Source organism: Rhodococcus sp. NPDC080181, from assembly GCF_040702225.1.
Taxonomy (GTDB): Bacteria; Actinomycetota; Actinomycetes; order Mycobacteriales; family Mycobacteriaceae; genus Rhodococcoides; species Rhodococcoides fascians.
Genome location: NZ_JBFBKN010000031.1, coordinates 1 through 12573, shown reverse-complemented (window position 1 = coordinate 12573; position 12573 = coordinate 1). Strand labels below are relative to the sequence as shown.

General features: G+C 64.0%; 12 protein-coding genes. 6 read left to right on the top strand and 6 right to left on the bottom strand.

Features of this window, described 5'->3' with window-relative positions:
* The first annotated feature begins 1 nt into the window (after nucleotide 1).
* A complete protein-coding gene (locus tag AB0O58_RS23795; RefSeq protein ID WP_032371015.1) occupies nucleotides 2-805 on the top strand; it encodes an ATP-binding cassette domain-containing protein in 804 nt (267 codons plus the stop codon).
* Nucleotides 806-889: 84 nt separating this feature from the next.
* Nucleotides 890-2095: an acyl-CoA dehydrogenase family protein gene (locus tag AB0O58_RS23790; RefSeq protein WP_045841985.1), complete on the top strand. Its 1206-nt coding sequence runs from the start codon at nucleotides 890-892 to the stop codon at nucleotides 2093-2095.
* A gap of 61 nt (nucleotides 2096-2156) precedes the next feature.
* On the opposite strand, the gene AB0O58_RS23785 is transcribed toward AB0O58_RS23790, so the two are convergent.
* From AB0O58_RS23785 to sdhC, 4 genes are read right to left on the bottom strand one after another with little or no spacing between them, the layout of a single operon-like run.
* Complete coding sequence (locus tag AB0O58_RS23785) at nucleotides 2157-2939, bottom strand: succinate dehydrogenase iron-sulfur subunit (RefSeq protein ID WP_027496417.1); 783 nt, start codon at nucleotides 2937-2939, stop codon at nucleotides 2157-2159.
* Nucleotide 2940: 1 nt separating this feature from the next.
* On the bottom strand, nucleotides 2941-4692 hold the full coding sequence (sdhA, locus tag AB0O58_RS23780) for a succinate dehydrogenase flavoprotein subunit (RefSeq protein WP_027496418.1): 1752 nt from the start codon (nucleotides 4690-4692) through the stop codon (nucleotides 2941-2943).
* Nucleotides 4693-4708: 16 nt separating this feature from the next.
* Entirely contained in the window at nucleotides 4709-5161 is a 453-nt protein-coding gene (locus AB0O58_RS23775) for a succinate dehydrogenase hydrophobic membrane anchor subunit (RefSeq protein ID WP_027496419.1), read from the bottom strand.
* Nucleotides 5161-5571, bottom strand: a complete 411-nt coding sequence (gene sdhC, locus AB0O58_RS23770; protein ID WP_072692119.1) for a succinate dehydrogenase, cytochrome b556 subunit — start codon at nucleotides 5569-5571, stop codon at nucleotides 5161-5163. Before sdhC ends, AB0O58_RS23775 begins: the two co-directional genes overlap by 1 nt.
* Nucleotides 5572-5836: 265 nt before the next feature.
* Here sdhC and AB0O58_RS23765 point away from each other — a divergent pair, with 265 nt between their 5' ends.
* Both AB0O58_RS23765 and AB0O58_RS23760 read left to right on the top strand, forming a co-directional pair.
* Nucleotides 5837-6250, top strand: a complete 414-nt coding sequence (locus tag AB0O58_RS23765; protein WP_027496421.1) for a cytidine deaminase — start codon at nucleotides 5837-5839, stop codon at nucleotides 6248-6250.
* The gene (locus AB0O58_RS23760; RefSeq protein WP_032408072.1) at nucleotides 6243-7526 is read left to right on the top strand and encodes a thymidine phosphorylase; all 1284 of its coding nucleotides are present in this window, start codon (nucleotides 6243-6245) and stop codon (nucleotides 7524-7526) included. The genes AB0O58_RS23765 and AB0O58_RS23760 overlap by 8 nt, the downstream gene beginning before the upstream one ends.
* A 9-nt stretch (nucleotides 7527-7535) precedes the next feature.
* On the opposite strand, the gene AB0O58_RS23755 is transcribed toward AB0O58_RS23760, so the two are convergent.
* Both AB0O58_RS23755 and AB0O58_RS23750 read right to left on the bottom strand, forming a co-directional pair.
* Nucleotides 7536-8903 carry an aspartate aminotransferase family protein gene (locus tag AB0O58_RS23755; RefSeq protein WP_032374650.1) on the bottom strand — a complete coding sequence of 456 codons (1368 nt, stop codon included), beginning with the start codon at nucleotides 8901-8903 and terminating at the stop codon, nucleotides 7536-7538.
* A complete protein-coding gene (locus AB0O58_RS23750; RefSeq protein ID WP_032374649.1) occupies nucleotides 8900-9364 on the bottom strand; it encodes an Lrp/AsnC family transcriptional regulator in 465 nt (154 codons plus the stop codon). Before AB0O58_RS23750 ends, AB0O58_RS23755 begins: the two co-directional genes overlap by 4 nt.
* Nucleotides 9365-9506: 142 nt before the next feature.
* Here AB0O58_RS23750 and AB0O58_RS23745 point away from each other — a divergent pair, with 142 nt between their 5' ends.
* Together AB0O58_RS23745 and AB0O58_RS23740 are read left to right on the top strand one after the other, a co-directional pair.
* Nucleotides 9507-11009 carry a gamma-aminobutyraldehyde dehydrogenase gene (locus AB0O58_RS23745; protein ID WP_032374648.1) on the top strand — a complete coding sequence of 501 codons (1503 nt, stop codon included), beginning with the start codon at nucleotides 9507-9509 and terminating at the stop codon, nucleotides 11007-11009.
* Nucleotides 11006-12427 (top strand): FAD-dependent oxidoreductase, encoded by a 1422-nt coding sequence (locus AB0O58_RS23740; RefSeq protein ID WP_032374647.1) that lies wholly within the window; start codon nucleotides 11006-11008, stop codon nucleotides 12425-12427. The genes AB0O58_RS23745 and AB0O58_RS23740 overlap by 4 nt, the downstream gene beginning before the upstream one ends.
* Nucleotides 12428-12573: the final 146 nt, after the last annotated feature.

The window sequence follows — 12573 nt, the reverse complement described above, 5'->3', positions numbered from 1 at the left end:
CATGACTACCTCCTCGGACCAGCCCGTCCAGTCGCCGTCGGCGCCGCTCATCGAGCTGAAGAACGTCGGTAAGAACTACGGCAACATCGTTGCGCTGCACGGAATCGACCTACGCGTCGGTGCCGGTGAGGTCACCGGAGTTCTCGGTGACAACGGCGCAGGCAAGTCCACGTTGATCAAGATCATGGCGGGCCTGCACAAGCAGTCCGAGGGGGAGCTGTTCGTCGACGGCACACCGAGGACGTTCGACTCGCCGAGGGATGCTCTCGACCTGGGTATCGCGACGGTCTACCAGGATCTTGCCGTGGTCGCGCTGATGCCGGTGTGGCGCAACTTCTTTCTCGGCCAGGAGCTCACGAAGGGCAGATTCTTCAAGACTCTGGACACGAACGCCATGCGCGCGACGACCATCGAAGAGCTGCGCAAGATGGGCATCGATCTGCCCGACGTCGATGCCCCCATCGGGGCGCTGTCCGGCGGTCAGCGGCAATGCGTGGCAATTGCGCGCGCGATCTTCTTCGGAGCCCGTGTGCTGATTCTCGACGAGCCCACCGCGGCGCTGGGAGTCAAGCAATCCGGGATGGTGCTGCGCTACATCTCTGCCGCCAAGGAACAGGGACTGGGCGTCGTGTTCATCACCCACAATCCTCACCACGCGTACCTGGTGGGCGATCATTTCGTCCTGCTCGACCGCGGCCGCCAGAAATTGGATTGCACCTACGACGACATCTCGCTCGACGAGCTCACGACCGAAATGGCCGGGGGTCAAGAGCTCGCAACCCTTACCCACGAACTCGGTCGCTGAGACCCGCGATGGGTGAGACACGGGCACGGCGGGTAGAAGAGCAGTAGTGGTGCCCGAGGGCGGCACCGGACGAAGGAGTCGACCATGAGCAAGCACGAACCCCTCGGGCCACTGTCGCCGGATTTCCTCGAATCGGATTTCTATGGGTATCAGGGCTTGCTCGACGAAGCCGAGACCGACGTGGTCCTGCGTACCCGCCGGTTTCTCCAGGAGCAGGTTGCGCCGCGAGCCAACGAGTTCTGGGAGAAGGCCGTGTCACCGGTACACCTGATGCCGGCCATCGCCGAACTCGAAATCGCGGGTCTGGGATACACCTTTGACGACCGCAAGGCCTCCCGCAAACTACTCACCGGCTGGCTCGAAATGGAGTTCGCGCGGGTCGATCCGTCCACCGGAACGATGTTCAGCGTGCACAGTTCGCTGGCGATGAGCAGTATCTCGATTCTGGGGTCCGAAGAACAACGGCAGCGCTGGTTGCCCAGCATGCGGCGGATGGAGACGATCGGGGCGTTCGGACTCTCCGAACCGCACGGCGGATCGGACGTCGCCGGCGGGCTGGAGACCACGGCTCGCCTCGATGGAGACCATTGGATTCTCAACGGAAGCAAGCGATGGATCGGTAATGCGACCTTCGCGGACCTGACGATCGTCTTCGCCAAGGACGAGGCCGACGGCGAGGTCAAGGGCTTCGTGGTCGAGAAGGAATTCGAGGGGTTCCGGGCCGAGAAGATCGAAGGGAAGTACTCGCTTCGCGCCGTGGAGAACGCCGACGTTCATCTCGAGAACTGCCGCGTCCCGGTCGCCAACAAGCTGGCCGATGCCAACTCGTTCGCCGACACCGCCAAGGTGCTTCGGCTGACCCGCGGAGGAGTGGCGTTCCAAGCCGTCGGCGTCATGATGGGCGCGTACGAGCGAGCCGTCGCCTACGCGCGCGAACGGGAGCAGTTCGGGTCTCCGATCGCCTCGTTCCAGCTCATTGCCGATCTCATCGCGCGGATGACGGCGAACATCACCGCGTCTCTGGGGATGGCCGTTCGCGTCGCACAACTGCAGGGCAACGGAGTTCATCACGACGAGCATGCGGCGCTCGCGAAGACGTTCTGCACGACGCGTCTGCGCGAGGTGGTCGGATGGGCCCGAGAGATCATGGGCGGCAACGGAATTCTCATCGAGCACGAGGTCATCAGGTTCTTCTCCGATGCCGAGGCGTTGTACTCGTACGAGGGCACCGCTCAGATCAACAACCTCATCGTCGGCCGCGGCGTGACGGGTTACAGCGCGTTCGTGTGACGGACAGACGAAAGCGCCCCTTCGCGTGTGCGAAGGGGCGCTTTCGCCGTAGCCGTGGTGACTAGCGAGCGAACAGCAGTGCGCGCTTGACTTCCTGGATGGCCTTGGTCACCTGGATGCCACGAGGGCATGCGTCGGTGCAGTTGAACGTGGTGCGGCAGCGCCACACACCCTCGACGTCGTTGAGGATGTCCAGACGCTCGGTGGCACCCTCGTCACGGCTGTCGAAGATGAACCGGTGCGCGTTGACGATGGCCGCCGGACCGAAGTAGCTTCCGTCGCTCCAGAACACCGGGCACGAGGTGGTGCAGCACGCACACAGGATGCACTTGGTGGTGTCGTCGAAACGGGCGCGGTCCGCAGCCGACTGAATGCGCTCGCGGGTCGGCTCGTTGCCCGTCGTCATGAGGAACGGCTTCACGGCGCGGAACGCGTCGAAGAAGGGCTCCATGTTGACGATGAGATCCTTCTCCACCGGCAAGCCACGGATGGGCTCGATGGTGATGTTGAGGGTCTTCGACGAATCCTTCGGCAGCATGTCGCGCATCAGCACCTTGCAGGCGAGACGGTTGACGCCGTTGATGCGCATCGCGTCACTGCCACAGACGCCGTGGGCGCACGAGCGACGGAACGTCAGAGTTCCGTCGAGGTAGCCCTTGACGTAGTGCAGCAGGTTCAGCAGGCGGTCGGTGGGCAGCGTGGGGACCTGGAAGGTGTCCCAGTACTGGCCGTCGCCGCTCTCGGGGTTGAAACGAGCGATCTTGAGCGTGACCATGACCGCGCCGTCGGGCACGGGAGGCAGATCGTTCTGTTCGGACTTCTTGTCCAGTGTGGGTGCGCTCATGTCAGTACTTCCGCTCCATCGGCTCGTAGCGGGTCTGGATTACCGGCTTGTAGTCCAGGCGGATCTCGGTGAGCAAACCTTCGCCCTCCTTGTAGGCCATGGTGTGCTTCATGTACTCGGCGTCGTTGCGATCGGGGAAGTCCTCGCGAGCGTGTCCGCCGCGTGATTCCTTGCGATTGAGCGCTCCGACGACGGTCACCTCGGCCATCTCGAGCAGGAAGCCGAGTTCGATGGCCTCGAGCAGGTCGCTGTTGTAGCGCTTGCCCTTGTCCGCGACGGTGATGTGGTTGTAGCGCTCCTTGAGGGCGCGCACATCCTTCAGCGCCGTCTCGAGGCGTTCCTGCGTGCGGAAGACCGACGCGTTGTTGTCCATCGACTGCTGCATCTCGGAACGGATGTCGGCCACCCGCTCGTGACCGTGGTCGGACAGGATCAGCTCGAGCCAGTCCTGCACCATCTTCGCCGGCTCCTCGGGGAGCGGGGTGAAGTCCACCGAGTTGGCGTACTCGGCCGCGGCGATGCCCGCACGACGACCGAAGACGTTGATGTCGAGCAGCGAGTTGGTTCCCAGACGGTTCGCGCCGTGCACCGACACACAGGCACACTCACCTGCCGCGTACAGGCCGGGGACGATGTCCTCGTTGTTGCGCAGCACCTCACCACGAATCTTGGTGGGGATACCGCCCATGACGTAGTGACAGGTCGGGTAGACCGGCACCGGCTCCTTGACGGGGTCGACACCGAGGTAGGTGCGCGAGAACTCCATGATGTCGGGGAGCTTCTCGTCGAGAACTTCCTCGGGGATGTGGGTGACGTCGATGTAGACGTAGTCCTTGTTGGGACCACCGCCGCGTCCCTCGAGAACCTCGAGCACCATCGACCGCGCCACGATGTCGCGCGGAGCGAGGTCCTTGATGGTCGGGGCGTACCGCTCCATGAAGCGTTCACCCGACTCGTTGCGCAGAATGCCGCCTTCGCCGCGGACGGCCTCGGAGATGAGGATGCCCAGGCCTGCGAGGCCGGTCGGATGGAACTGGTGGAACTCCATGTCCTCCAAGGGAAGTCCCTTGCGGAACACGATGCTCATGCCGTCGCCGGTCAGAGTGTGCGCGTTGGAGGTCGTCTTGTAGATACGTCCCGAGCCGCCGGTCGCGAAGATGATCGACTTGGCGTGGAAGATGTGCAGTTCGCCGGTGGCGAGTTCGTAGGCGATGATGCCGGTGGCAACCGGCCCGTCGTCCGTCTCGGTCAGGCAGAGATCGAGCGCGTAGAACTCGTTGTAGAACTCGACGTCGTGCTTGACGCAGTTCTGGTAGAGCGTCTGCAGAATCATGTGACCGGTGCGGTCGGCTGCGTAGCACGCGCGACGAACGGGTGCCTTGCCGTGGTCACGGGTGTGGCCGCCGAAGCGTCGCTGGTCGATCTTTCCTTCGGGCGTCCGGTTGAACGGAAGACCCATCTTCTCGAGGTCGAGGACGGCGTCGATGGCCTCCTTGGCCATGATCTCCACCGCGTCCTGGTCGGCGAGGTAGTCGCCGCCCTTGACGGTGTCGAACGTGTGCCACTCCCAGTTGTCTTCCTCCACGTTGGCCAGGGCGGCACACATGCCGCCCTGAGCTGCTCCGGTGTGGGAGCGGGTGGGGTAGAGCTTGGTCAATACGGCTGTCCGAGCACGGGGTCCGGCTTCGATCGCAGCACGCATTCCGGCACCGCCTGCGCCGACGATCAGTACGTCGTAACGATGTTCCTGCATGTAAGCGTCAGTGTCCTTAGCTCGCCGAGATGTTGGGATCGAAGGTGAAGATGACGTAGGTGCCGACGCCCATGATGAGGATCATCGACAGCACCAGCAAGGTCGTCAGCCAGAATCGCGTCGAGTCCTTGCGGGAGTAGTCGGCGATGATGGTGCGCAGACCGTTGCCGCCGTGCAGCTGTGCCAGCCACAGCATCGTCAGATCCCAGAACTGCCAGAACGGGCTGGCCCAACGGCCGGCGACGAAGGCGAAGTTGATGCGGTGTACGCCGTCGTCGAGCATCAGCATGATGAACATGTGGCCCAGGACCAGCACGACGAGTGCCAGGCCGGAGAACCGCATGAACAGCCACGCGTAGAGCTCGAAGTTGCCCTTGCTCTGACGCCGCGGCGAACGCGGGTTGGCCAGGCTGGCCGGACGGTCGTAGTTCGTGCCGAGGACCTTCGCCTCGGGACCCTGCGTCGACATCAGTGACCACCCGCCGTGAACATGTTGTAGAAGATTCGTCCCGCGCCCGGGATCATGACGACGAGCCAGACGACTGCGATGACCCAGAGCATCAGCTTCTGGTACTGCGGTCCCTTGGCCCAGAAGTCGATCAGCATGACTCGGATGCCGTTCAACGCGTGGTACAGCACTGCCGCGACGAGGCCGAGTTCCATGAGTCCGACGAGCGGGGTCTTGTAGGTTTCGATGATGGCGTCGTACGTCTCGGGATTGACCCGAACCATCGCCGTGTCGAGAACGTGGACGAACAAGAAGAAGAACGTCAACACGCCTGTGATGCGGTGCAGAACCCAGGACCACATTCCCGGGTCCCCGCGGTACAGAGACCGCTTGCGCTCCTTGACCGGAGCGGCTTCCGTCGTGCTACTCATCGAGTGCAATGCCTCCAACGTCGTTGGTGGACGCGTCGAGCCCGGTGGCCGGGCTTAACCTGGCTCGATTTGTCGCGATTCGGCCCTAGTGCTGGTTGTACTAGCCGCTTGATAGAAACTGTAAACCCATTCGAAACACGGAACTAATTCGACTCGAGGTTCGTATGGTGCCGAAATCCCGTGTTAGGTTTGCCTTCCCAATTCAATCGGGCGGTTTCGGGTAGATCTCTGCATCAATTCAGACAGCGTGATTGGATGGGTGACCATGAACGAAATCGACTGGAATGCGTTGCGCGACAATGCCCATGGGGCCATGAGGCACGCATACGCCCCGTACTCCAATTTTCCGGTGGGCGCGGCAGCTCTGGTGGACGACAATCGCATTGTCACCGGGTGCAATGTGGAAAATGTCTCATACGGTTTGGGCCTGTGCGCCGAGTGCGGGTTGGTGTCGAACCTGCACTCGACCGGCGGGGGCAGGCTCGTTGCCTTTTCCTGTTGCGATTCCCGACGCGAGATCCTCATGCCGTGCGGGCGGTGCAGGCAGTTGCTGTACGAGTTCGGCGGCGCGGATCTGCTCGTCGATACCGCCACCGGGCCGCGGCGACTGGCAGAGTTGCTCCCGGACGCATTCGGCCCCGACAACCTCGACGAAGGACGCGTGAACAACCATGCCTGACGCCGTATCGATCATCAGCGCCAAACGCGACGGACGCGTTCTCGACGACGAGCAGATCGAGTGGGTGATCGCCGAGTTCACCCGCGGAAGCGTCGCGCCGGAACAGATGTCGGCGTTGGCGATGGCAATTCTGCTGCGCGGATTGTCGCGCCGGGAGTTGAGTACGTGGACGAACGCCATGATCGCGTCGGGCACGCGAATGGACTTCTCCGCGTTGCCGCTCCCTACCGTGGACAAGCACTCGACCGGTGGCGTCGGAGACAAGATCACGCTGCCGCTCGCACCCTTGGTCGCTGCGTGCGGAGCGGCGGTGCCGCAACTGTCGGGCCGCGGGCTGGGGCATACCGGGGGCACCTTGGACAAGCTCGAGTCCATCCCCGGATGGCGAGCTGATCTCAGCGGCGACGAGATGCACCGGATTCTTGCCGACCCCGCCGTGGGCGCGGTGGTCTGCGCGGCAGGCGCAGATCTGGCTCCGGCCGACAAGAAGCTCTACGCCCTGCGCGACGTCACCGGAACCGTCGAGTCGATTCCGTTGATCGCCAGTTCGATCATGAGCAAGAAGATCGCGGAGGGCACGGGCGCGTTGGTGCTCGACGTGAAGGTCGGGGCGGGCGCGTTCATGAAGAACGTCGACGATGCACGCGAACTGGCAACGGCGATGGTCGAACTCGGAACGGATGCGGGCGTACGGACCCTGGCGGTGCTGACAGCGATGGACACACCGCTCGGCCTCACCGCGGGCAACGCGCTCGAAGTGCAGGAGTCGGTGGAGGTTCTGGCCGGCGGCGGGCCGGCGGACATCGTGGAGCTGACGATCACGCTGGCACGCACCATGCTCGCCGCGGCCGGGATCGAGGGCATCGATCCGGCAGACAAGCTTGCCGACGGGTCCGCCATGGACCGGTGGCGCACGATGATCGCGGCGCAGGGCGGCGACCCCGACGCCGCTCTGCCCGTCGCCCGTGAGAGCCAGGAATTCACTGCGACGCAGGACGGTGTCGTCACCGGCTTGGACGCGATGGGCGTCGGCCTCGCGGCGTGGCGGCTCGGCGCGGGCCGGGAGCGGCAGGGCGAGCCGGTACAGAGCGCAGCCGGCGTGCGTCTGCATGCCAAGCCGGGCGATCGGGTTCGCGCCGGGGATCGGTTGGCCACTCTGTACACCGACACCCCGGAGAAGTTCGACTACGCGCAGCAGGCCCTCGAGGGCAGTTGGGAGATCGGCACCACCGCCGCGCAGCCGACCCCCCTCGTCATCGACCGGATCGGGCAGTAACGCCGTCGGTCAGATCAGGTTCCCCGCCTCGGTCAGCACGCTGCGCAGAATCTGTTCCATCTCGTCGAACTCCTTCTGCCCGCAGATCAGTGGCGGGGCCAGCTGCACCACCGGGTCGCCGCGATCGTCGGCCCGGCAGTACAGCCCGGCGTCGAACAGGGCGGTGGACAGGAACCCGCGGAGGATGCGTTCTGCTTCGGCGTCGCTGAACGTTTCCTTCGTGGCCTTGTCCTTCACCAACTCGATGCCGTAGAAGTACCCCTCGCCGCGCACATCGCCGACGATGGGCAGATCGTGCAGTTTTTCGAGCGTCGCGCGGAACGCGGGTGCGTTGTCCGCAACGTGGGTGTTGAGCCCCTCGCGTTCGAAAATGTCGAGATTGGCCATGGCGACGGCTGCGGAGACGGGGTGCCCGCCGAAGGTGTAGCCGTGGGCGAAGCTCGACGTGCCGTCGTCGAACGGCTCGAAGAGCTTGTCGGAGGCGATCATCGCGCCGATGGGGGAGTAGCCCGAGGTCATTCCCTTGGCGCAGGTGATGATGTCGGGCACGTAGCCGAAGTCGTTGCAGGCGAACATCGATCCGATGCGCCCGAACGCGCAGATGACCTCGTCCGAGACCAACAGGACGTCGTAGCGATCGCAGATCTCGCGGACCCGCTCGAAGTATCCGGGTGGAGGAGGGAAGCAGCCACCCGCATTCTGGACCGGTTCGAGGAACACGGCTGCCACCGAGTCGGGGCCCTCGAATTCGATGGCCTCGGCGATGCGGTCGGCCGCCCAGATTCCGAACGCCTTCGGATCGGTGTCCATGGGGGCCGCAGCCCGATAGATATTGGTGTTCGGCACCCGAAATGCGCCCGGGGTCAACGGTTCGAACGGTTCCTTGAGCGCCGGGATACCGGTGATGGCCAGAGCGCCCTGCGGGGTGCCGTGGTAAGCAATGGCACGCGAGATCACCTTGTGCTTACCTGGTTTGCCGACCTTCTTGAAATACTGCTTGGCCAGCTTCCACGCGCTCTCGACTGCCTCGCCACCGCCGGTGGTGAAGAAAACTCGATTGAGGTCCCCAGGGGCGTATCCGGCGAGCCGTTCGGCGAGTTCGATGGCAGGCTCGGTGGCGTACGACCACAGCGGGAAGAACGCCAATTCCTTGGCCTGCTTGGCCGCGGCCTCGGCCAGTTCTTCTCGGCCGTGCCCCACCTGCACCACGAACAGGCCCGACAGTCCGTCGATGTAGCTCTTGCCGTTCGAGTCCCAGATGGTCGAACCCTCACCGCGGGTGATGATAGGGGGAGTGACCCCGCCGCCGTGACGGGTGAAGTGGCCCCACAGATGTTTGGCTGCGGAGGCGTCGAGTTCGGATGTGGATCGCGTCATCGTGTTCCCCAATTGTATTGCTGCTTCACGAGTTTCAGATAGACCAGTGTTTCGGTACTGGTGACTGCGTCCAGGCTGCGGATCTGCTTGTTGAGAATCTGCAGGAGTTGTTCGTCGTCCTCGCAGACGACTTCGACGACGACGTCGAAGGATCCGGCGGTCAGGACGACGTAGTCGATGGCATCGATGGCCGACAACTGCTCGGACAGTGCGTAACTGTCTCCGGTGCACTTGATCCCGATCATGGCCTGCCGCTTGAACCCGACCTGCACCGGATCGGTGACGGCGACGATCTGCATGACGCCGGAGTCCGTCAGGCGTTGAACACGTTGCCGCACGGCAGCTTCCGACAACCCGACGGCTTTGCCGATCGCGGCGTAGGAGCGTCGCCCGTCCTCCTGAAGTTGTTCGATGATCGCCTTGGAGACGTCGTCGAGTGCGATGGGTGACTGATCCGGCATCGGTCGATCTTGTCACCGACACCGCCGCCGACACAAGCGATAGGCGATGAAATTCGCAATAAATATCTGTGTCGACGACAGAATCGGTTGTTGCGGGATCGGAAACCGGGCGAATCCGTGGATCGGTCGGTATCGTGCAGTCATGGCGAACATTCCTGGTTGTTGGATCGACGGACGCGCAGTGGACGGCAGCGGCGACCGCTGCGGCGTCGAGAACCCGGCGACCGGAACCGTAGTGTCCGAGTTCGGTCTCGCCACGGCAGCGGACGTCGAAGCGGCTCTCGTTCGAGCGCGCTCGGCGCTACCGGAGTGGGCCACCGCAACTCCGGCCCAGCGCGGCGCGGTGCTTGCCGACTTGGCGCGATCGGTGGCGGCCGACGCGGAATTCGCAACCGAAGAGGTGGCCCAGACCGGCAAAAGCGTGCGTCTGGCAACGGAGTTCGACGTTCCGGGCAGCGTCGACAACATCGAGTTCTTCGCCGGAGCTGCCCGACATCTGGACGGCAAGGCGGCGGCCGAGTACTCGGGCGAACACACCTCGGCCATCCGACGCGACCCGGTCGGCGTGGTCGGATCGATCACGCCGTGGAACTATCCGCTGCAGATGGCCGTTTGGAAGGCGATCCCAGCGTTGGCGGCCGGGTGTTCCATCGTGCTCAAGCCCAGTGAACTCACGCCTCTGACCACGCTGCGTCTGGCGCGTCTCGCCTCGGAGGCCGGCCTGCCCGACGGGGTGTTCAACGTGGTCACCGGAACCGGAGCGGAGGCCGGAGTCGCGTTGTCCTCGCATGCGGGCCTAGACCTGATGACTTTCACCGGTTCCACTCCCGTCGGGAGACAGGTGATGTCGCAGGCAGCGGTGCACGGCACCCGGGTGCAGCTCGAACTCGGCGGCAAGGCCCCCTTCGTGGTGTTCGACGATGCCGACCTCGAGGCTGCGATTCACGGTGCCGTCGCCGGTTCGTTGATCAACGGCGGACAGGACTGCACGGCAGCCACCCGCGCCATCGTCGCGGACTCGCTCTACGACGATTTCGTCGCCGGAGTAGCCGAAGTGATGGAACGCGTCGTCATGGGAGGTCCGACGGATCCGGCGACCGACATGGGATCGCTGATCTCGATCGCGCATCGGGATCGGGTTGCGGCCATGGTGGATCGGGCTCGCGATACCGGAGCGAGGATCGTCACCGGAGGCCGTGTCCCGGACGGTAGGGGTGCTTTCTACCCTCCGACGTTGATCGCCGATGTGGGTGAGCAGGACGAGATCTACCGCGACGAGGTGTTCGGACCGGTGCTCACGGTGTCGCGGCACTACGGCGACGACGATGCGATTCGGCGGGCCAACGACACCGCGTTCGGACTGGCGGCCTCGGCGTGGACCCGCGACGTGTACCGCGCGGGCCGAGCGTCGCGGGAGATCGCCGCCGGTTGTGTGTGGATCAACGACCACATCCCGATCATCAGCGAGATGCCGCACGGCGGATTCGGAGCCTCGGGGTTCGGCAAGGACATGTCGAGCTACTCGCTCGACGAGTACCTCACCGTCAAACACGTGATGACCGACATCACCGGTGTGGCCCGAAAGTCCTGGCATCGCACCGTTTTCGCTAGCGCAGGACCCGAGGATCAGGAGCTACGACGATGAGCGCATCCTGGGCTACCGAACCCACCGATCGCGGCGTGGCGATGGTTCTCGGAGCAGCGCCGCAGCCCTTCTGGCTCGACCGACCGGAACGACCGACGCCCAGGCCGCGGCACTCCGGTTCGACGTCTGCGGATGTGGTGATCGTCGGCGGCGGGTTCACCGGATTGTGGGCGGCTCTGCACGCAGCAGAGGAGAACCCGCACCGATCGATTGTCTTGCTCGAAGGCGACCGCATTGCCGAGGGTGCCACCGGACGCAACGGCGGCTTCTGCGCGGCCAGCCTGACGCACGGACTGGGCAACGGACTCGACCGGTATGCCGACGAACTACCCGAGTTGCTGCGAATGGGAACCGAGACGCTCGACGCGATCTGCGCGACTGCGAAGAAGTACGGAATCGACGCCGACATCGAACGCACGGGCGAGCTCGACATCGCCAATTTCGACTGGCAGGTCGACGACCTCCGTGAGCTCGGCGACGAGGGGAGACGACTGTCGCAACCGATGGAATACTTCGACGCCGCTGCAGTGAGAGCCAGAATCACCTCACCGATGGCGCGCGGTGCCCTGTTCGACCCCGACGTCGCGATGATCGATCCTGCCAAATTGGCCTGGGGCCTGGCCGACTCGGTGGAGTCGCTCGGCGTACGCATCCACGAGAACACTCGGGCCTTGTCGATCGACAAGTCCGGCAACGGTATTCGGGTGAAGACGGGCTACGGCACCATCGAGGCAGCCAAGGTTCTGCTGGCCACCTCGGCATCGAAATCGTTACGCCGCAAGCTCCGTCACTGGATAGTCCCGGTGTGGGACTACGTGATCATGACCGAACCGCTGACGTCTGCGCAGCTCGCCGCAATCGGCTGGTCCGGCCGCGAAGGATTGGCCGACTCCGGCAATCGATTCCACTATTTCCGGTTGACGGCGGACGATCGCATCCTGTTCGGTGGGTGGGACGCGCACTACTTCTACGGTAGCGACACCGACCCACGCCGAACCCAACATCCAGACGAGTTCGCGTTGCTCGCCGAACATCTGCTGCAGATGTTCCCAACCCTCGAGGGAATCCGTGCGACCCACGCGTGGGGCGGATCGATCGACACGTGCTCGCGGTTCAGTGCCTTCTGGGATCTGGGTATGAACGGGCGAGTGGCGTCGGTGGCCGGGTTCACCGGCCTCGGCGTCGGCGCGTCGCACTTCGGGGCCCGCACCGCGCTCGACCTACTCGACGGCAAGGACACCGAACGGACACGCCTGAAGATGGTGCGTACCAAGCCGTTGCCGTTTCCACCCGAGCCCCTCAAGTCGATCGGGATCAACATCACTCGTGCGCAATTCGCTCGTGCAGACCGCAACGAGGGACGGCGGGGATTGTGGCTGAAGGGAATGGACGCGTTGGGTCTGGGCTTCGACAGCTGACCGAGCGGCTGCGCCGCACGTGAGTGGAAACTCGGGCTCTGCTACGCATTTCCACTCAGTGATACTGGAGTCGTTCGTCGAGGTGGAAGGTATGACTCGTTTCCGCTCTGACGCCGATGGCTGTCTTTCATGTGATGTGTCGGCCT